The sequence below is a fragment of the Paenibacillus segetis genome (assembly GCF_014639155.1).
Classification (GTDB): domain Bacteria; phylum Bacillota; class Bacilli; order Paenibacillales; family Paenibacillaceae; genus Fontibacillus; species Fontibacillus segetis.
In genome coordinates, this window is the sequence record NZ_BMFT01000001.1 from 1,781,909 (window position 1) to 1,801,427 (window position 19,519).

Consider the following 19,519-nt stretch of genomic DNA (forward strand, 5'->3'; position numbering starts at 1 on the left):
GTGATGAAGAAGTGGGGTTTTTTGTATGTCGATAAAAGGAAGACTCCGTAAGGATGCTACGGTGGCAGGGATGTTTCTTTTACCAAGCATCATAGGGTTTTCGTTATTCTATATCATTCCATTTGCCATGGGTGTTTATTATTCCTTTATGGATAGTTCAGTCAATAGCCAATTTGTTGGTTTGGACAATTACCGCGAGTTGATCGCAAGCGAATCCTTTCAAAAGGCTGCTGCCAATACGTTCTATTTTACCGGAGTTAGCGTTCCAGTGATGCTTGCGTTGTCACTAGGATTGGCAATGTTGCTGAACCAAAATGTATATTTTCGCAGCTGGCTCAGGACAGCTTATGTGCTCCCGCTCGTCGTTCCTGTAGCCTCGGTTATTCTAATCTGGCAAATTCTACTCGATTGGAACGGTTCTCTTAACGCCTGGCTGAGTATCTTCGGATTTGAACGTGTGGATTGGATGAAGACAGATGCAGCAAGAACCGTGGTGATCGTCGTTTATTTATGGAAAAACGTTGGTTATAACATTATTTTATTCTTAGCCGGGTTACAGCAAATTCCGAAGGATTATTATGAAACCGCCCAAATTGAAGGCGCTGGACGGTTCCGACAGTTTGGCAGTATTACGCTTGTCTATTTAACACCGACGATGTTTTTTGTCATCATCATGTCCATCATCAATTCGTTTAAAGTGTTCCGAGAAACGTATTTAATCGCGGGTGACTATCCGCACGACAGTATATATATGCTGCAACATTATATGAACAACATGTTCATGTCACTAGATGTTCAAAAATTGACGGCAGCGGCAACGATGATGGTCGGCTGCATTCTACTTATTGTGATCTTGCTGTTTATGTTGGAACGTCGGTTCCGACAGTTTATGGAGTAGCTTACATACATGACGCACTTTACTTTTCTACGAAAAATTTAAAGGAGAGCGGTCGATTGAAAAGTACAAGAGTATTACAAAAGCTTGCGTTAACTGTTGTCATGACCGTTATCGCTGTACTGTTATTATTCCCTCTGGTCATTACTTTCACTAATTCGTTCATGACTGAACGAGAAATTGGTATCAATTATAAGCAGATCGGACAAATAAACGAAGTTACTGCAGGGAATAGGAATTCATTTGTTAATTTAAAGCTTGTTCCAGATGTCATCTCACTGGAGCAATACGGCAAGATCTTGGTCAGTAATTCGATATTTCTAGTGATGTTCTGGAGATCCGTATTTTTGGTCGTGCCGATCATTGCAGGGCAGACCCTCGTAGCAGCGCTAGCTGCATATGCATTCTCCAAGCTGCAATTTCGTGGTCGGGAAGTCTTGTTCCTTGTCTATCTTTTGACGATGCTCATGCCGTTTCAAGTGACCTTAGTGCCAAACTATATTATGGCAGATAGGCTAGGATTGCTGAATAGTTCGAATGCGATTATATTACCGGGGATTTTCGCAGCTTTTGGTGTCTTTATGCTCAGACAGTTTATGCTACCTATTCCATATTCCTATATCGAAGCAGCTAAGCTCGATGGAGCAGGACATTTACGGATTTTCTCCACAATTATTTTCCCGATGATCAAACCAGGTCTGGCTGCACTTATTATTTTATTGTTTGTTGATTATTGGAACATGGTAGAGCAACCTCTTATTTTTCTTGATGATCCGTTTAAACAACCGTTGTCAGTCTACTTATCAAACATTAACCAGGGCGAGCGAGGGGTCGCTTTCGCTGCATCCATGCTCTATATGACTCCGATGGTGCTGCTGTTTCTGTATGCCGAGACCTATTTCATTGAAGGCATTCAACTTTCGGGGATCAAGGGTTAGTTTGCCTGAAAACTGATAGCTACGATGCGAGTGTTTTTTAGAACAGAGAATCTAGGAGGAAGTGGACGTGGAATTAGAGTTAGGAGAAGTGCCTAAAGGCAGTGGACGCAAACGAAAAGTTCAATTTTACTTGATCATTTTTATTGTTCTGTTAGTTTTTTTTACGCTATTTAGTAACACATTCCAGTCTTTCACTTTGCCAAAAGTGAGAACGGAAAAAGCTGAGTATGGAAGTATTATACATACGCTTGGAGGAAACGGTGTTCTGCTTCCCATCGCGGAGGCTAAGCTATCGAACCCTGATCATTGGAAGGTCCGCACGATACTTGTGAAAGAAGGAGATCGTGTGAAGAAAGGTCAAAAGCTTATTACCTATGACAGCACAACCGCTGAACGCGAATTGCAAGATGAAGTCGCTTATTTAAAAAAGCAAAAAATTGACCTGCAAAATATACAAGATCGTTATATTACTTCAACAATAGATGGAGATGAGATGGGCATTCGGAAAGCAGGACGCGATCTTGAAACTAGTAAACTTGATCTAGGCGTACAGGAAAGAAAAGTTAACGCATTAAAGGAGCGATTGGCAAGTCAAAAGGAAATTTCAGCTCCATTCAATGGTGTAATAACAAAATTGATTGCTATAGAGGGGATGCAGTCAACGGGAGAACCGGAAATCGTAATATCAAATGACAGCGAGGGTTACCGGTTTGAATTCCTGTTCGATGCGTTGTTGATGCCTAGCTTTGGTATTTCGATGGGAGAGAAGATTCAGGTTGAAGTACGAGGGATAGTAGATCAGCAAACGACAATTATGGAGGGTACAATTGCTGAAATCGTCGATGCAGAATCGCGTATGGAGAACATGTCTGATAACGAAGCCAACAAGACCCTACTCATTGCACAGAAGATTTTGCGAGTAAAAGTGATGGATTCCAAATTGAAGGGAGGTGAACAAGCATTCGTGAAACTTACGAAAAACTCCTCTCAAGAGGGAATGGTGATTTCCAACAAGGCTATTCATCTAGAACGTGATGGCAAGTTTATCTACAAAATTGAAGAACAAATGGGGGCCTTAGGCAATGCCTTCATTGTTCGAAAAGTTCAAATTGAATTGAGTGAAACGAATGACAATGAAACGGTAGTTTTATCTGGGGGGCTTAATGAAGATGATCTAATTATTCTGGAGTACAGTGAGCCCTTACAGGAAGGAAATCGCGTTCGTCTGAAATAGTTAAGCATGCAAGAGAAATCAATTATAGGAGGAATTTATACAATGAAAAAGAGGCTGTGTATGATATGTATTGGCATTTTAATGACAACAACGACTGCATGTGGTTCTGGGGGAAGTAATAATTTAGCTAGTACGGAGGAACCTGTAAACAAAGAGGGAAAAAAAGTTCTTACTTTGTCTCTGAACCAACCAAGCGAATTTATTCAGGCAGCAGAAAAAAAGTTTGAAGAAAAGTACCCGGACATCGATCTGCAGATTCAGACCACAGTTGATTATGAGAAATACCAAAAAACGACAAATACAGCGGTGTTATCAGGGAAGGGTCCGGATATCTTCGAAATAAGCAGCCTGCCTATCGATGATTACATAAGCAAAAAGCTGATTCTCAATATGGATGATTTCATGGAACAAGATCAAACGTTGGATAAAAACGATTTGCAAATGAACATATTGGAACTAATGAAGAAAAGTGGCGGTATGTATGCCATCCCTTTCGGGTTCTCCCTGCGGGCGTTCGTAGGTGATGGGGACATGCTTGGGAACACGAATATTGATGATAAGAATTGGACATGGAAGGAGTTTGAGGTGATTTCAAAGAACTTGGTAGAAAACGGCACGGATCGCCGTTACGCTTTAGCTAATGATCCGCCGGAACTCCTCCTTACTGAAATGATTGTGGATAAATACTCAGAGTTCGTTGATCATACAGCGAAAAAGGCAAAGTTCGACTCTCCCTTATTCGTGGGAATGATGCAGCAAATTAAAAAAATGTACGATGATAAAGTCATGACTTCGGAATCGGCCGATATTGGCAAACAATTGTTTTATTCTACCGTTTTGCGATCGCCGGCAGACTTTATCGATGGTACGTATATTTTTTTCTCAAATCCGAAGCTGCTGCAAAAACCAGAACAAAAAGGTGGAGCGAGGATTATTCCCGAATTGCAATTTTCAATTCAAGCCAACTCTCCTGCTAAAGAAGAGGCTTGGAAATTTATTGCTTTCCTGTTATCCGATGATGGTCAATCTCTGCAAGAGAGAGAAGGGTTCTCATTGCTTAAATCTGTGAATGAGAAGCAATTGAACGACATTCAGGAACAAGTTGAAAGTGGAGAGTATAAGCTTCCAGACGGGAAGTCACCCAAGGTATCGGACGAAGACTTCACTCGATTCAAACAGTTCATTAGTACAGCGGATAACTATACGGACCTGGACGGGAAGGTAATTTTCATTATTGGAGATGATTCCAGATCCTTCTTCAGTGGACAAAAGTCCGCAGAGGAAGTCGCGAAGCTAATTCAGAATCGAGTGACAATCTACTTGAACGAATAGGGAAACCAGAAATCATATGAACAATATAGCTCAGTAGAACTTAGGCTCATTTCACGCCGAGTCGCATTCTATAATTAAACATGACATTTAAGTCTTTACCGTTAAAATAGTGCTCCACATGTTGTTGGAAAGTTTCGATATCATGATCGAGATCATTTAGATCAAGTTTCAGTACATTTTGAACTGAACCCTGACTTAGCGCTAAGCCAACATAACGTTCTGCGTTACACGTCTCCATATTATGGAATACAATTTCTCTGGAGTATCGGAATAAGCCACTAGCTTGGATATTGCTTAAATGCTCATTCTTATTCCGTTTATGTGCTCGTTCATCAGAGGATACATGTTGATGGATGATGGCATCTGCTTTCTGAATCAAATGTAAATATTCCGCTTCTAAAGTCCAATGTAGTGTAGGAGGCCAATCACAATCGTATGCGGCAAATACGCCATTAACTTTCAGAATACGATTGATTTCATTTAGTGTACTTTCTGGCTCCATCCAATGAAAGGATTGGGAACAAGTGACGATATCAGCAGTCTGGGATTCGGAGGGAACTTGATCAGAATATCCTGCAACAAAAGAGACCGGTGGGGCTTCTTCCAATTGATGTAGCTTTTCTATTGCTTTGTTCCTCATATCTTCATTTGGCTCAACGCCAACGACTTGCTGCGCATGGTCTTTCCAGATTAACGTGGACAGACCGGTGCCACATCCCAGATCAATGACTAAGGACGGTCTATGACCAACATATTGGGTTAATAACTGTACCACTTGTAACGGAGCTTCAGGACGATACTGGTCGTACAAACCGGCATAACCAGTGAATCTCGTGACATTGTTAGGGTTATAGCTTGATTGGGACATTTGTAAACCTCCATTCTTGTGATGGGAATGAATTAACTATACCAAATATGTTTATTATATTTCTATACACCACTTTGTTGACTTGCCGAGTGAATGGGTACCGTGTTACGCTGGGATTGTGATGTGATATTGTTAATTGACATCACAAGACGAGAGAAAGCTGAGGTGACTTGTTAATGAAAGAGGGATTAGCGGCTGCACTTAATAAGCAGATGAATTTTGAATTTTATTCAGCGCATGTCTATCTCGCAATGGCGGCATACTGCTCAGGTGAAAGTTTGGATGGATTCGCGAATTTCTTCACTGTTCAGGCAGAAGAAGAACGTTTTCATGCGATGAAAATATACAAATTCCTGAATGACCGCAGACAACGTGCGACGCTCGAAGCAATGCCGGAGCCAAAGAATGAATATGCATCGATGCTGGATGTGTTCGAACACGGATATGCTCATGAGCAACAGAACACGAAGAAATTCTATCATTTGGCTGATTTAGCTACGGATGAGCGCGAATATGCAACGATTTATTTCCTGAAATGGTTCATTGATGAGCAGGTCGAAGAAGAAGCATTATTCGATAGCATCATTCAGAAGTTGAAGCGGATTGAGAAGGACAGCAATGCATTCTACATGTTAGATGCGGAGTTTGCTGCGCGTTCATTCACGCCTCCAGCGGAATAGTTTAACAACCATATAAATTAAGATAGTGGTATACTTATAACCTCCCAGTTCTTCATGTGGACTGAGGAGGTTTTTTTTGTGGTTCAGTGTGTGAAAGTGACCTTTCTTGATTCAATCAGAAAATGTATTTAGAATATAATATGCACACATGCATAAGGATCTTGTGATTCCGTATTACTGAAAGGAAGATAACAAAGTGAATTCTCTACCTATCGATAAAATAAAAGAAATGAAAAATGAAATTACCCGATTTATGATGATGTACCGGTTTGCTATCAGTGAAATTGAGACGAAGATAGATATTTTGAAAGATGAGTTTCATTTCTTACATGATTATAATCCCATTGAAAACAGTATATCCCGTGTTAAATCTCCCGAGAGTATTATGAAGAAGTTGTACAGAAAAGGTGGGGACCTTAGCTTACAATATATTAAAGAAAATATTAAAGATATCGCTGGGATTCGAATTACTTGTTCGTTCGTCTCTGATATTTATCGGATTTGTGATTTGCTTCAGAAACAAAGTGATCTGAAAATTATTGAGGTTAAAGACTACATTAAAAATCCAAAACCCAATGGATATAAAAGCCTACATGTGATAGTTGAAGTTCCGGTATTTATGTCACATGGGCAAGAGGATGTATGCGTTGAGATTCAAATCCGCACCATTGCGATGGATTTTTGGGCGAGTCTAGAACACAAAATTTATTATAAATTTAACAAAGAAGTACCTTTATCATTTCTCGAAGAATTGAAAGAGGCTGCTGATTCTGCAGCACTATTAGATGCTAAAATGGAACGTCTTCACCATGAAGTTAATGCAATTAAGCATGAAAAGGAGGATTCTGACGATTTACTAGGTGAGATTAATCAGCTTATGAGTAATAATCAACAATTCTCAATACCTAAGGAATTATTAGAAATATTTCATCGGGAAGAGAAATAATGTTTGTCTCATTGTTGTTGAGATAATCAATAGTGGAGGTAACTAATGGCGGAGCCGTTAAAATCGATGTATAACGAGGAATTTTTACGGGGATTTGGTGAGAAAATACAGTCTATATACCCTTCATTTGATCTCAACGGATTTATAGTTACGGTGATAGATAAGTCCTGGGACGAGCTCGAGTTGAAAGCCAGAATGCGGCGGATTACGGAGACACTGGGAGCTTATTTACCCCGTGAGTACGAAAAGGCGCTAGACGTATTGTTTGCGATTGAAGAGGACTGTGTTGGGTTCCCTTATCTATTCTTTCCAGATTTCGTAGAGGTATATGGTCAGGCGGAAGAACACTGGGATCTGTCCATGCAAGCACTTGAACGGTTTACTTCGAAATCGTCTGCAGAATTTGCCGTAAGATCATTCTTATTGCGTGACCCAAAGCGGATGATGTCCCAAATGATGACTTGGGCTACACATCCGAATGAACATGTCCGGCGTCTTGCGAGTGAGGGGTCTCGTCCTCGTCTTCCGTGGGGACAAGCTTTGCCAATGTTCAAACAGAATCCGGTGCCGGTACTTCCTGTATTGGAATTACTTAAGGCTGATCCATCTCTATATGTTCGAAAAAGTGTCGCCAATAATCTCAACGATATTGCCAAAGACAATCCTACGGTTGTGCTGGATACGGCTCGTCGCTGGAAAGGCACTCATCCACATACAGATTGGATCGTAAGGCACGGCTGCCGATCTTTAATCCGCAGATCCGAACCCGAGGTTATGGCACTGTTTGGTTATGCGGAACCTATGAGTGGAACATCGTTAACGACATCTTCTTCGATTGTAGTAGCGCCATCAGAGCTGTCGATTGGAGATCATTGTGAGCTAAGGTACGAACTTCATATCCGTGAAGGGGAACCCGCCCACATCCGCGTCGAATATGGAATTGACTTCGTGAAATCCGGAGGACGTACTTCACGCAAATCATTTTTGCTTAGTGATAAAACGGTACTGGGAGGATCACACCTAACTGGGACCCGAACTCATCGCTGGGCAAACCTAACAACTCGACGTCATTATCCGGGCGAGCATCGGATCGTACTACTGTTGAATGGGAGAGAAATAGCTTCTACTAAATTGAATCTGCAAGAGTCAATTGATTCGGGGCCGCCCATGTTTCCAGCATCTGACTAAATATAGGACGTTTTTTGTAGAATTATATCATTTGTTGCAGCTATAGTTCTTTGAATGATAATATTAGGTATCTATTGTTTGAATCATAAGGAGCGTATATGAATGCCGATCAAGATTATTACTGACAGCGGTTCCGACTTACCACATGAATACACTAAAAGGTTCGATATTTCCATCGTTAATTTAGCGGTTCATTTTCAAAGTGAGACCATGCCGGGAGATATGGATGCGCAAACCTTCTATCAAAAAATGAGGGAATCCAAGGACTTACCAACTACAGCTAGCCCGAGTCCACTTGATTTTCTTAATGCGTTTAAGAAAGTGGAAGAAGGGACTGACATTTTGGTCATTTGCATGTCCTCTAATATAAGCAGCACGTATCAGGCTGCCATGATCGCTATGGAGATTTACAAGGATGAAGGGTACACCAATAAGATTGAGGTTGTCGACTCCAAAACTTTTTCAGGAGGACTATCCCTTGTTGTTGCTTTGGCAGCGCAATGGTCCCAGTCATGCGAGAGCTTGGCTGAATTGAAAGAGAAGGTGCTTCATCAATGCAAAGAAGTAAGAGCCTTCTTTACATTAGAAACCTTAGAGAACGTCATTAAGGGCGGGCGATTAAGTCGTTTGTCCGGAGCGGTTGCTTCCGTACTGAATATCAAACTACTCCTTAAAATTAGTGAAGAAGGTTCGGTTGAAGTAGTTGAAAAGACGCGTGGTATGCAAAATGCACTAAAAAGCCTGTTGGCACGCCTTGAAGAGAAGCAGCATGATTACGAAAAAGCAGTTCTTGCCATCGTACACAGCAATTGTGAGAAACGGGCACTTGAGATTAAAGATCGAATTCTTGCTAAGCATCCTTTTAAGGAAGTCCTTTTCTCCAACATGGGTCCTATTATGGGCACTTATGCAGGAGAAGGTGGAGTTGGTATAGCTTTTTAATTATAGATCGAAATTTATATCAGAGTCGTGCATGGGACAACGGTTCCTATGTACGACTTTTTTATTGTGCTCATCTTTTTAGTGCTAGATGTCAAGGTTATTTTCGCTTTTTGTTTCCTATGTTAATTACTGGGAGAATGCTTGAATAAGTTCTTGTTTTGCTCCATATTAAGTAGGTAGAGGTAGAGAAAAAGGTAGAATAGGAAGGAGAGAGAGGAAGTATGGAAAAAGCAATGTTTGCGGGAGGATGCTTCTGGTGTATGGTTTCACCCTTTGAAGAGCTACCAGGAATTCTCGGAATTGAATCGGGATATGCCGGAGGTAAGAATGATCATCCAACTTACGAAGAGGTCAAGACCGGGACGACAGGTCATTATGAAGTCGTACAAATCAGTTACGACCCTACGCTATTCCCATATGAGAGATTGCTTGAACTATACTGGCCCCAGATAGATCCAACCGATGCGGACGGACAGTTTCAAGATAGAGGGACCCAATATCGGACAGCGATTTTTTATTATAATGAAGAGCAGCGGATCGCGGCACTTGACTCTAGGGAGCAAGTTGCTGCTAGCGGTAGGTTTGCTGGGCCGATCGTGACTGAAATTCTACCAGCGCCCGTCTTTTATCGTGCCGAAGAATATCATCAGGACTATCACAAGAAGAATCCCAAACATTATAAAGAAGATCGGGCGCAGTCAGGGCGAGATCTCTTTATTGAGAAGCATTGGTAACTAAGTACGATTAATGAATAAATAGGGGGAGTCACAGTAGTGAGTAGACAAAAAGAAAATATATTATTTGATCTAGATGGGACATTAACCGATCCCAAAGAAGGAATTACAAAGTGCGTAGAGTATGCGCTGAACAAATTTGACATTCATGTTGATCACATTGATCAGCTTATTCCTTATATTGGGCCACCTTTACATGAATCTTTCGTAGAATTAGGAGGTTTGTCTCCGGAAAATGCACTTCTGGCCGTAGAATACTATAGGGAACGATTTCGTGCGGTTGGTATGTTTGAGAACAGCGTCATTCCTGGATTTCCGGAATTACTTCAATATCTTCAGGATGAGGGCTATAGCTTGTATGTAGCTACTTCAAAACCAACGGTGTTCGCGGAGCAAATTCTCAAACACTTCGAGCTAGATCATTATTTCAAGCATATTGTGGGTAGTAATCTAGATGGGACTCGCTCGAAGAAACAAGAGGTTATTCAATTTGTACTTGATGAGAATCAGATTTCACCGGAACAGGCCATCATGATCGGGGATCGTGAACACGATATTATTGGGGCTATAGGTTGCGGGGTTGAATCGATTGGTGTCTTATTCGGCTATGGGTCGGAACAAGAGCTGAGAAGTGCAGGGGCGGATCATATCGCGGCTGGGGTCGAAGAAATCCGCAATATTATATCGCATATTGGAAATGGAGATTATAGTTATGGGTATACGAAGTAAACAACAAGTCATTGATTTTCTAATGGCTTCTGAAGTTGTGGCCGTTGGAACATCAAATATGGGGTCACCACGGCAACGGATGATGCATTTTGCAGTTGATGATGAATTTAATATCTATGTTACGAGCACGAAGGGTGATCCCAAAGTTATTCAATGGAGCAATATACCGGAAACTGCACTTCTGATCCATCAAGGTGAGGAATTTATGAAGATGGAAGAATGCGAGATTCTGGGTAGAGCAGAAGTGTTAAGTGATCAAGCAGAACGCGAGAGTGCGGCTCTTCTGCTACAGCATCGTTCTCCCATTGTGGCGCAATTTATGCAGATCGATGCAATCGATCGTCTGGAATTTATCCGAATTAGACCTTTTACAGTCAAATATCGCTTCGTACCTGAGATTCTACAGGGTGAACCACCGACGGTATTTGAATTTGCGGAAAATCGGTTGAACTTCAGCTCATGGGATGACGTAAAAGCAAAAGCTAGAGTTTGGAAAGAGGCTGTACGGCCACTATCCATGACGGCTTCACTGGTTCCAATCCTGCTGGGCGGTGCACTTGCTCTATCAATCACACATACGATCAACTTAGGGATATTCCTGATTACTTTAATTGGAGCTCTCATGATTCAAGCAGGAACGAATATGATCAATGACTGGAAGGACGCCGAGCGTGATAGCGATAATAATACGGGGATGCGGCCTTTTACAGGCGGATCAAGAATGATCCAGCTAGGGTTAATATCGCGGGCTGATATGGGATTCTTCGGGCTATTATTATTCGTTATAGCTACCTTATTAGGGATTTACCTCGTATTTGTTAGTGGATGGGGATTGATCCCGCTTATATTGTACGGAATTGTTGCGGGTATGTTCTATACGAATGAAAAAGGGAAGTTCTCTTTTGTTAATATAGCACCTGGGATCGCTGAGATACTCATTGCTACTACGTACGGTGTATTCATGACCATGGGGGCATATTACGTCCTGACCGGCACATACTCTATGCAGGTGTTTCTGATCTCGCTACCCGTTGCTCTATTCGTCTCCAATGTACTGTTAATTAATCAATTCCCTGACGCTGAGTCAGATACGAAGACTGGGAAGAACACTTTAGTTGTTCGTATCGGTAAGCGCAACGCCAGAAACGTACTGATTGCATGCTTCGTGCTAGGATATCTGATCGTTGCTATACTTCCACTGCTAAATTATGCTCCGTATACGTTATATATTTCTTTCCTATCTCTACCATTTGCATGGCAAGCGATTCGATATGCATGGAAAAATTACGATAAAAATGCGGGAGATCTCATTCCAAGTAACGCACACACAGCAATCAATCACCTATTTAACGGACTGTTACTAGTCTTGGCGTTTCTCTTGAATGAAGTAAATATCTTTGCATCTATCGTTTATTCTATAGTTTCACTCTTATTTGTCTTCTGGATTTGGAATTACATTGAAAGACAACGAAAAGTCATGAATGATTTCCGTAATGCATTTAAGAGATAGTTAAAGTCTAGTGAAGATATAAGAAGGAGAATACAAAAATACCGCCATCAGGGCGGTATTTTTGTTTATGTGGATTAATCGCTATTCATGAGCGTATCCATATTTCGATGCTCAATTACTGTTTAGGGCTGACAAGAATCTTCACTTGATTCTTTTCTTTCAAAAGCGCTTCAAACCCATGTTCAACTACTTCCGACAGTTGGATCTTCTTCGTTACCAATTTGTCAGCAGGGAAGTACCCTTGTTCCATCAGGCTTATTACGGCAGGGAACACGTTACGATAACCAATAATTCCGGTCATGCTGCGTTCTTGAAGCACAATGTTGTTGGGATGGAATGTAGCTTCCTTCTCGAAAATACTTACGATCATAATTTGTCCACCCAAATTAGTGGATTCAATTGCCTGTTTGAGCACTGGTGGAACACCCGTTACTTCAAAAGCAACATCTACGCCGCCGTTTGTGCGTTGTTGTAATTCTGTTATTACATCATATTGTTTAGGATCAATGACAATACCGCCTAGTTCAGCAGCTTTGTTCTTCCGCTCTTCTGATAACTCAACGACATAGATTTCTGACGCACCAGAAGCTTTCAGGGCTTCGATGACGAGTAGTCCAATTGGACCGGCACCAAAGACAACCGCTTTGTCACCAACTTTTAATTTACTTTGTCGAACGGCATGAAGTGCAACAGCAGAAGGCTCTACCAGCGCACCTTGTTCGTAGGATAGGCTATCTGGAATTTTGTGAGCCATATGTTCGTCAGCAGCTACATATTCAGAGAATCCGCCACCGCCACCAGCGAGTCCAAGGAATCCCATCTTCTCGCAAAGGTTATATCTACCTTGCCGACATGCCGCACATTCTCCACACGCATAAATGGGTTCTACGACAACGCGGTCGCCAACTTTTAACTTGGATACACCTGTCCCAATTTCGACGATTTGTCCAGAGAATTCATGTCCCATCACGACAGGGGCCTTCTCGTTCGTTAATGGATGTTCTGTATTTTCAGGAATAAAGATAGGACCAGCTACATATTCGTGTAGATCGCTACCGCATATTCCGCACCATTCAATTTTGATTTTCACTTTACCGTTTAGCGTTACAGGTTCTTCAATCGTTTCCAAACGTAGGTCTTTAACGCCATGCCATCTCAATGCTTGCATATATTCCATCTCCCGTTTATGAATTGATTTCATAGTTAGATTCATGCAGAAAGGGAAACGTTTCCGTAACAAATATGTCACATTATCAGAGGAATGTCAAATATAAATATATTGAAATTTAATATTTAACATAGTGAAAACCTTCACTAATACTGGGTTTAACGATTATCCGAGGGGCTATATGTACTCCTTATTATTAATTTATGGTATGATAACAATAATAAAGATCATAAGACTTAGTGTGGAAAAGGAAACGATTCCGAATAGGAAAGGACGTTTGTTTGTGCCTAACAAGAAGAAGGTCACGATCGAAGATGTTGCAAAAAAGGCTGGGGTGGGTATCGCTACTGTATCCAGAGCCATTAATAATACAGGTGGAATTAGTGACAAGACAAAAAACCTAATTCTGCAAGTTGTCGAAGAAATGGGATTTACTCCAAACACTTCGGCTCAAAGCTTGAAAGTACGTCATACCAAACAAATTGCCCTAGCGGTTCCAGATATTCGTAATGCGATTATTCCAGATATTGCTTGGTCTGTTGAGCAAGCTGCCAAACAGTTTAATTATCGCGTCATTCAAATTAATACTTCTGGAAATGCCAAAATGGAACTGGATACGATTCGAGAGGTTAAGAAGTTACATGTAGATGGACTTATTATCATGCCACTAGCGTATCCCAAAACCATTGTGGATTTCATTAATAAATCCAGTGTACCCGTCTCCATTATTAACTATGGAAAAAGATTGGGAGATGACGTAAAGGCAGATATCGTAAGTTTATCCAGACTGGAAGGTAAGATTGTAATGGAGCACTTACAAAATATCGGTAGAACCCGAATTGCCTATGCCGGAGCGCAGAAAGAGGTCATTGAGGATCGTTATTTCGCGTACGAGCAATCCGTCAAACACATTGACGTTTCCTTGGTTTATTTCGGTGAGGATTTCACCATTCAAACAGGGATTCAAGCAGCAGATTACTTTTATAGTCTGAAGGACATGCCTGATGCCATATATGCCGTGAACGATATGGTAGCGATTGGAATCGTAAATCGATTTAAGGAACTAGGGGTTTCTGTGCCCGAAGATGTTGCTGTAGTTGGGATTGACAACAATTTGTGGACAACATTAACAACCCCGCAGATTAGTTCTGTCTCGATCATGGGTAGCGAAGTGGCTCGAGTGGCTACTCAGCTACTCTTGAAGCGGATCCAGGAGAACAAAGTGGGGGAATATGAGAGAGTACAGCTTGAACCCCGACTTATCGTACGCGAATCGAGTGTTTCCATTACCCGTTCATCCGTTAATTAACAATCTGAACATGTGAGCAGCCCTGTCTTCTTATAAGACAAGGCTGCTCTATGTTGTATTTTATTGATAAGCTAAACGACCGTATATGAATTAACTAATCTGACACTGATTCGAATTATTCAATGGATTATGGTCTCCCCGAACATCTCTTATTCTTATATTGCTGCTAAATAGGGAGGAGTCACTGCTGAGTTTAAAGGCAGGATAATTCTCCTCGGCTTCAAGCCGCATAAATTCATCTAGGTTATGTTGCTGCTTCGGATCTACGAGGAATGGACTCAGGTTCGTAGTGATTTCAACATCTAATGGATTGGGTTTATCCACGATAAGAATAACGATTACTCCGTTACAACCACAACCTTCTGTATCATAAAATAACTTGAAAAAGCCAGGCCCGTCTCCTAAACTTTCCGCTAGTCTTTCTTTTGCCAAAGAGCCAATTTGAATTTCCATTGTAATGTGCACCCCTTCTAGAGTAAAGTTCCTTTGAATTTTAATTATAACTCACTTAGAAAAAAAGGTGTAAGTTAGTAGCTTATTCATTTATTTGTTAATCCTTATTGGAAAAGTAGGAATAAAATATTGAATTATGTTTTTTGTCGTGATATTATCTGAGTGCGATAATTCATTACTTGTATTTGATATATCCATTTGAAGGAGGAGGAATTGGAATGTCTAACAAGAAGTATCTCAAAGCGGATCTAAATCCAAGAAGAGTACGTGTGAAATTCGGTGGGGAAACCATTGCCGATAGCACAAATGTCATTACACTCCATGAGAGAGGCCATCTTCCGGTGTACTATTTTCCTGAATCGGATGTACGCAAAGATCTATTCGTGGAAGCAGATCACTTTACGGAATGCCCGCTGAAAGGAACTGCATCGTACTGGAGCATCAAGGTTGGAGAGCGATTTTCTGAGAATGCAGTCTGGAGTTATCAGAATCCTATTCCCGAGAGCGAGGCTATCAAAGGGTATTATTCGTTCTATTGGGATCAGGTTGATGCTTGGTTTGAAGAGGATGAAGAGATTTTCGTTCACGCTCGTGATCCGTACAAACGTGTAGATGCGCTTCGGAGTTCACGTCATATTCAAGTTGTTATTGATGGTGTAACCGTCGCTGAGAGCCATCGTCCAGTAATTGTATTCGAAACAGGTGTGCCTGTACGGTATTATTTGCCGAAGGAAGACGTGAAGCAAGATCTTCTAAATTCGTCTACACTACAAACAAGTTGCCCGTATAAAGGAACGGCTTCTTATTGGTCGGCTACGATAAATGATAAAGTGCACGACAATATCGTATGGAGTTATTTAAATCCAATTCCTGAGATTCCAAATATTAAGGAATATTTGTCCTTTTATAATGAACGGGTTGAAACCTATATCGATGGAGAACGAGAAGGGGAGATTTTCTGGTACCGTTCAGCCTTGGACTTTTTTAATGCCAATGAGATTAAGACTGTTACGGTATAAACGGAACTATAACATAACTCTTTCAATCAAAGGATTGAACGGATAGTAGAACGCGAATGAAGACGGCTGACCTGATCACAGGAGGTCTTTTTTTATTTGAATTGATAAATGGATAAGGTTGAATTCAGTTGAAATCGTTATCTATACATAGGGGGTTCATTATGAACGGAACACAAACGCTGAGTAGGGCGCTTGATATATTGTTTGCATTATCGGAAGCAAATGATACTTTATCAGTCAGTGAAATCGCTGAGAAGGTGTCTATTCCGGAAAGTACAACCTATCGATTTATTCAAACGCTGGAACAGAATGGGATTGTGGAGCGGAAGGGAAAAAGTCAAATTGGCTTAGGGATGCGTATATTAGATTTGGCTAGAAGCTTAAGTCATCAGGCTCATCGTGAGTTATTGCCGCTAGCATTACCCATTATGGAGCGATTAACACAGCAAACCAAAGAAACATCCGTTTTGTTTGTACGTTCAGGAATGAATTGTGTCTGTATACAAAATGTCCGAAGCCAAGGCCTTCTGCAGTTTGCGGTTGAGAATGGAAGAGTACTGCCGCTATATTCCGGAGGTTCAGGGAAATGTATCCTTGCTTATGAGAATGAGCGATTTATTCAGCGGGTTGTAGAGTCTCTTCAATCACCTGAGGAACAACGTAAACTACAGAATGAATGTGCGGATATTCGGGAAAAAGGTTACTGCTTTACGCATGGGGAAGTAGACCCGGATATTTTTGCGGTAGCAGCGCCTGTGCTAGATGCACATGGCTTAATCGTTGCAAGTCTGTCGATCGCGGGTCCGAATTTCAAGTGCAATAAGGAGTATGATCAGGAAGTATCGGGTTATGTAGTAGCTGCAGCAAATCAGTTGTCACAAAAATTAGGAAGTGTGTTTTAAAGAAAATAAGGTGAAATAAGTAGATCGTTAATTCCGATAGGTTTACTTATAAATAATGATTGACAAAAGAAAACTCCCGCTATAATATTACATTACAATATTAAATTATCGAATGATAATAATAAACGAGACTGACCTTGCAAATGGAGGTCTCATTTTCCTTAAATGAGGGAAATGAGGCCTTTTTTTGTTATTTATTCATACTAAAACCATCAGATAAATAAGATAAATAAAATTATACAGGGGAAGAGTGATTGTGATGAGTAGTCATACTGCAGCAGTAGAATTTAAGCAAGTTACGAAAAATTATGGTTCTGGAAATGTGTTGCAGAATTTTGATCTCATCATACCGGGCGGAAAAATCATAACGATTATCGGTCCGTCCGGTTGTGGGAAAACAACCCTTCTTAAAATGATCAATCGATTAATTGAGCCAGAGCACGGTACGGTGCTAGTGGAAGGAAGAAGCGTTAGTAGCCTTGATTCAGTAGCACTACGAAGAAATATTGGCTATGTCATTCAACAGATCGGGTTATTTCCACACATGACGATTGAACAGAATATATCGATTGTCCCCAGACTCAAGGGTGAGAAGAAAAAGGAGTTAGTAGCTCGCACGGAGGAGTTGCTACAGTTAATCGGTCTCAATCCAGAACAATATCGATCTCGGTATCCGCACGAATTAAGTGGGGGGCAGCAACAAAGGATTGGAGTCGCAAGAGCACTAGCCGCAAATCCTTCCATCATTTTAATGGATGAACCCTTCAGTGCTCTAGATCCCATCAGTCGGATTCAACTTCAGAAAGAACTAATCAACCTCAATGAGCGAGTTAAGAAAACAATCGTATTCGTCACTCATGATATTGATGAAGCATTGAAAATAGCTGATCTCGTGGTGTTATTAAAGGATGGAGAAATCATCCAAACGGGTTCTCCATCAGATCTGCTTGATCAACCTGCGAATGATTTTGTTCGGGAATTCCTCGGTGCAGAGCGATTCGCTCAATATAGCATTTAAAACTTCAGTGAAAAGGAGCTACTTCATATGGATCAATTTTGGAATACCATTCAAGCGGATTGGCCGCTGATATTAGAAAAAACAAATGAGCATATCAACTTGTCGCTCATATCCGTTCTGATCGCCTGTGTGATCGCTATTCCTATTGGCATTGTGCTTACCGCGTATAAGCGACTTGCAAATACGGTAATTACCACCGTCTCTGTCATTCAAACGATACCCAGTCTTGCATTATTTGGTTTCATGATTCCGATTCTCGGCATTGGAACAAAGCCTGCAATCATCGCGCTTACCCTTTATGCGTTGCTTCCTATTCTACAAAATACTTATGTAGGGATTAGCGGAGTAAATCCGGCACTCATCGAAGCAGGGACCGGGATGGGGATGACAAGGTGGCAGATTTTATGGATGGTACAGCTTCCGATCGCTCGCAGTATTATCATGGCGGGTGTTAGACTCGTCGCGGTTCAAACCATTAGCTTAGCCACCATTGCTACTTACATTGCAGCCGGCGGGCTTGGTGACATCATCACTCGCGGGATATCGATGATTAATACGACAACGATTCTTGAAGGTGCAGTTCCCGTTTCACTATTGGTCATTATCGTAAATGTCCTACTGCTTGGACTCAATCGGGTTTTAACGCCGAAAGGCTTGCGTCAACAAACAAAAAACTAAAGGTAAATGAGGAGAGGGGAAATTATCAATGAACGTATTTAAGAAGATTACAAAGGTTCGACCTGGAGTTTGGTTACGCAGTTCACTCATCGCAGGACTATCTCTCGTACTGGTGCTTGCGATGACGGGTTGCGGCAAGACAGCATCATCAAGCGAGACGATTACAGTGGCAACAAAAGGCTTTGCTGAATCAGATATTTTGGCAAATGCTATCGCGTTATTGATTGAGAACGACACAAAACTCAAAACTAAAATTACGACTTTAGATAACAATCTATTATGGGAAGCGATCCAAGCGGGGAAGGTTGATACCTATGTTGAATACACGGGAACCGCTCTACTCAATATCCTGAAAGAGAAGCCGGAGTATGACCCTCAAAAGGCTTATGACATTGTAAAAGAAAAACTGAAAGAAAAGAATCAAATCGAAGTGTTAGAACAAATCGGGTTTAACGATACTTACGCACTTGTTCTCCGCAAAGAGATCGCTGAGAAGTTGAACATCAAGACAACGTCGGAATTAGCTGCTCAAGCTGGGGATATCGTATTTGGCACGAGTCAAGAATTTCTGAAACGCGAAGATACATGGCCACTCGTTCAGAAGGTATATAACCCAAAATTCAAAGAAATCAAAACGATTCAGAATAATGCACTTGCTTATAAAGCGATCGAGCAAGGGTTGATTGATGTGACTGACGTTTACACTACGGATAGCAAAATTCCAATAAGTAATTTTGTGGTTTTAGAGGATGACAAACATGTGTTTGTGCCGTATTTTGCAATTCCCGTTATTCGTGAAGAAACACTTAAGCAACATCCAGAATTGAAGGACGTTATCAACAAATTGGCGGGTAAGATTGATGACGCCGAAATGCAAAAATTGAATGGTGAAGTTGAACAGAAGCAAAGACCGGCAGTGGATGTCGCCAAAGAATGGCTCAAAAACGAAGGTCTCATTAAGTAATTAGGCAAAGGG

At 41.2% G+C, this 19,519-nt stretch carries 19 protein-coding genes and 1 pseudogene; 17 read left to right on the forward strand and 3 right to left on the reverse strand.

Features of this window, described 5'->3' with window-relative positions; translation table 11 throughout:
- Positions 1–25 precede the first annotated feature (25 nt).
- The 4 genes from IEW05_RS08195 to IEW05_RS08210 all read left to right on the forward strand — a co-directional run bounded on the left by IEW05_RS08195 (position 26) and on the right by IEW05_RS08210 (position 4,399).
- Complete coding sequence (locus IEW05_RS08195; protein ID WP_188537559.1) at positions 26–898, forward strand: carbohydrate ABC transporter permease; 873 nt, start codon at positions 26–28, stop codon at positions 896–898.
- A gap of 56 nt (positions 899–954) precedes the next feature.
- A complete protein-coding gene (locus IEW05_RS08200; protein ID WP_188537561.1) occupies positions 955–1,833 on the forward strand; it encodes a carbohydrate ABC transporter permease in 879 nt (292 codons plus the stop codon).
- A gap of 67 nt (positions 1,834–1,900) precedes the next feature.
- The gene (locus IEW05_RS08205) at positions 1,901–3,067 is read left to right on the forward strand and encodes an efflux RND transporter periplasmic adaptor subunit (protein ID WP_229753300.1); all 1,167 of its coding nucleotides are present in this window, start codon (positions 1,901–1,903) and stop codon (positions 3,065–3,067) included.
- A gap of 42 nt (positions 3,068–3,109) precedes the next feature.
- Positions 3,110–4,399 carry an ABC transporter substrate-binding protein gene (locus tag IEW05_RS08210; protein ID WP_188537563.1) on the forward strand — a complete coding sequence of 430 codons (1,290 nt, stop codon included), beginning with the start codon at positions 3,110–3,112 and terminating at the stop codon, positions 4,397–4,399.
- Positions 4,400–4,445: 46 nt separating this feature from the next.
- Here IEW05_RS08210 and IEW05_RS08215 read toward each other — a convergent pair whose 3' ends face one another.
- Complete coding sequence (locus tag IEW05_RS08215; protein WP_188537565.1) at positions 4,446–5,267, reverse strand: class I SAM-dependent methyltransferase; 822 nt, start codon at positions 5,265–5,267, stop codon at positions 4,446–4,448.
- A 176-nt stretch (positions 5,268–5,443) separates the two neighbouring features.
- Here IEW05_RS08215 and IEW05_RS08220 point away from each other — a divergent pair, with 176 nt between their 5' ends.
- From IEW05_RS08220 to IEW05_RS08250, 7 genes are all read left to right on the forward strand, one after another.
- Positions 5,444–5,947, forward strand: a complete 504-nt coding sequence (locus IEW05_RS08220; RefSeq protein WP_188537567.1) for a ferritin — start codon at positions 5,444–5,446, stop codon at positions 5,945–5,947.
- Between the two features lie 196 nt (positions 5,948–6,143).
- A complete protein-coding gene (locus IEW05_RS08225; protein WP_188537570.1) occupies positions 6,144–6,893 on the forward strand; it encodes a GTP pyrophosphokinase in 750 nt (249 codons plus the stop codon).
- A gap of 45 nt (positions 6,894–6,938) precedes the next feature.
- The gene (locus IEW05_RS08230) at positions 6,939–8,081 is read left to right on the forward strand and encodes a DNA alkylation repair protein (protein ID WP_188537572.1); all 1,143 of its coding nucleotides are present in this window, start codon (positions 6,939–6,941) and stop codon (positions 8,079–8,081) included.
- A gap of 102 nt (positions 8,082–8,183) precedes the next feature.
- Complete coding sequence (locus IEW05_RS08235; RefSeq protein WP_188537574.1) at positions 8,184–9,023, forward strand: DegV family protein; 840 nt, start codon at positions 8,184–8,186, stop codon at positions 9,021–9,023.
- A 221-nt stretch (positions 9,024–9,244) separates the two neighbouring features.
- Positions 9,245–9,757: a peptide-methionine (S)-S-oxide reductase MsrA gene (gene msrA, locus IEW05_RS08240; RefSeq protein ID WP_188537576.1), complete on the forward strand. Its 513-nt coding sequence runs from the start codon at positions 9,245–9,247 to the stop codon at positions 9,755–9,757.
- Positions 9,758–9,796: 39 nt separating this feature from the next.
- Positions 9,797–10,486 (forward strand): HAD family hydrolase, encoded by a 690-nt coding sequence (locus IEW05_RS08245; protein ID WP_188537578.1) that lies wholly within the window; start codon positions 9,797–9,799, stop codon positions 10,484–10,486.
- Positions 10,470–11,996 carry a prenyltransferase gene (locus tag IEW05_RS08250; protein ID WP_188537580.1) on the forward strand — a complete coding sequence of 509 codons (1,527 nt, stop codon included), beginning with the start codon at positions 10,470–10,472 and terminating at the stop codon, positions 11,994–11,996. The genes IEW05_RS08245 and IEW05_RS08250 overlap by 17 nt, the downstream gene beginning before the upstream one ends.
- A 115-nt stretch (positions 11,997–12,111) precedes the next feature.
- Here IEW05_RS08250 and IEW05_RS08255 read toward each other — a convergent pair whose 3' ends face one another.
- Positions 12,112–13,164 (reverse strand): 2,3-butanediol dehydrogenase, encoded by a 1,053-nt coding sequence (locus IEW05_RS08255; protein WP_188537582.1) that lies wholly within the window; start codon positions 13,162–13,164, stop codon positions 12,112–12,114.
- A 283-nt stretch (positions 13,165–13,447) separates the two neighbouring features.
- On the opposite strand from IEW05_RS08255, the gene IEW05_RS08260 reads away from it, so the two are divergent.
- Entirely contained in the window at positions 13,448–14,473 is a 1,026-nt protein-coding gene (locus IEW05_RS08260; protein ID WP_188537584.1) for a LacI family DNA-binding transcriptional regulator, read from the forward strand.
- A gap of 90 nt (positions 14,474–14,563) precedes the next feature.
- Here the strand turns inward: IEW05_RS08260 and IEW05_RS08265 are convergent, their stop codons facing one another.
- A complete protein-coding gene (locus tag IEW05_RS08265; RefSeq protein ID WP_308420391.1) occupies positions 14,564–14,926 on the reverse strand; it encodes an iron-sulfur cluster biosynthesis family protein in 363 nt (120 codons plus the stop codon).
- Between the two features lie 218 nt (positions 14,927–15,144).
- Here IEW05_RS08265 and IEW05_RS08270 point away from each other — a divergent pair, with 218 nt between their 5' ends.
- The 5 genes and pseudogenes from IEW05_RS08270 (at position 15,145) to IEW05_RS08290 (ending at position 19,507) form a co-directional block, all read left to right on the forward strand.
- Positions 15,145–15,945 carry a DUF427 domain-containing protein gene (locus tag IEW05_RS08270; protein ID WP_188537586.1) on the forward strand — a complete coding sequence of 267 codons (801 nt, stop codon included), beginning with the start codon at positions 15,145–15,147 and terminating at the stop codon, positions 15,943–15,945.
- Positions 15,946–16,106: 161 nt separating this feature from the next.
- Positions 16,107–16,847 (forward strand): IclR family transcriptional regulator, encoded by a 741-nt coding sequence (locus tag IEW05_RS08275; protein ID WP_188537588.1) that lies wholly within the window; start codon positions 16,107–16,109, stop codon positions 16,845–16,847.
- Between the two features lie 259 nt (positions 16,848–17,106).
- Positions 17,107–17,844: pseudogene (locus IEW05_RS08280) on the forward strand (ABC transporter ATP-binding protein); the annotation flags it as partial.
- Between the two features lie 48 nt (positions 17,845–17,892).
- The gene (locus IEW05_RS08285) at positions 17,893–18,543 is read left to right on the forward strand and encodes an ABC transporter permease (RefSeq protein WP_188537593.1); all 651 of its coding nucleotides are present in this window, start codon (positions 17,893–17,895) and stop codon (positions 18,541–18,543) included.
- Between the two features lie 28 nt (positions 18,544–18,571).
- Positions 18,572–19,507, forward strand: coding sequence for an ABC transporter substrate-binding protein (locus IEW05_RS08290; protein WP_188537595.1), 936 nt, complete (start codon positions 18,572–18,574; stop codon positions 19,505–19,507).
- Positions 19,508–19,519: the final 12 nt, after the last annotated feature.

Bases quoted from the DNA above. Each gene is read 5' to 3' on its own strand.
- IEW05_RS08255 (WP_188537582.1), bottom strand. From the start codon at position 13,164: ATGCAAGCATTGAGATGGCATGGCGTTAAAGACCTACGTTTGGAAACG.
- IEW05_RS08250 (WP_188537580.1), top strand. From the start codon at position 10,470: ATGGGTATACGAAGTAAACAACAAGTCATTGATTTTCTAATGGCTTCT.
- IEW05_RS08235 (WP_188537574.1), top strand. From the start codon at position 8,184: ATGCCGATCAAGATTATTACTGACAGCGGTTCCGACTTACCACATGAA.
- IEW05_RS08215 (WP_188537565.1), bottom strand. From the start codon at position 5,267: ATGTCCCAATCAAGCTATAACCCTAACAATGTCACGAGATTCACTGGT.
- IEW05_RS08195 (WP_188537559.1), top strand. From the start codon at position 26: ATGTCGATAAAAGGAAGACTCCGTAAGGATGCTACGGTGGCAGGGATG.
- IEW05_RS08265 (WP_308420391.1), bottom strand. From the start codon at position 14,926: ATGGAAATTCAAATTGGCTCTTTGGCAAAAGAAAGACTAGCGGAAAGT.
- IEW05_RS08270 (WP_188537586.1), top strand. From the start codon at position 15,145: ATGTCTAACAAGAAGTATCTCAAAGCGGATCTAAATCCAAGAAGAGTA.
- msrA (WP_188537576.1), top strand. From the start codon at position 9,245: ATGGAAAAAGCAATGTTTGCGGGAGGATGCTTCTGGTGTATGGTTTCA.
- IEW05_RS08275 (WP_188537588.1), top strand. From the start codon at position 16,107: ATGAACGGAACACAAACGCTGAGTAGGGCGCTTGATATATTGTTTGCA.
- IEW05_RS08210 (WP_188537563.1), top strand. From the start codon at position 3,110: ATGAAAAAGAGGCTGTGTATGATATGTATTGGCATTTTAATGACAACA.
- IEW05_RS08220 (WP_188537567.1), top strand. From the start codon at position 5,444: ATGAAAGAGGGATTAGCGGCTGCACTTAATAAGCAGATGAATTTTGAA.
- IEW05_RS08230 (WP_188537572.1), top strand. From the start codon at position 6,939: ATGGCGGAGCCGTTAAAATCGATGTATAACGAGGAATTTTTACGGGGA.
- IEW05_RS08290 (WP_188537595.1), top strand. From the start codon at position 18,572: ATGAACGTATTTAAGAAGATTACAAAGGTTCGACCTGGAGTTTGGTTA.
- IEW05_RS08285 (WP_188537593.1), top strand. From the start codon at position 17,893: ATGGATCAATTTTGGAATACCATTCAAGCGGATTGGCCGCTGATATTA.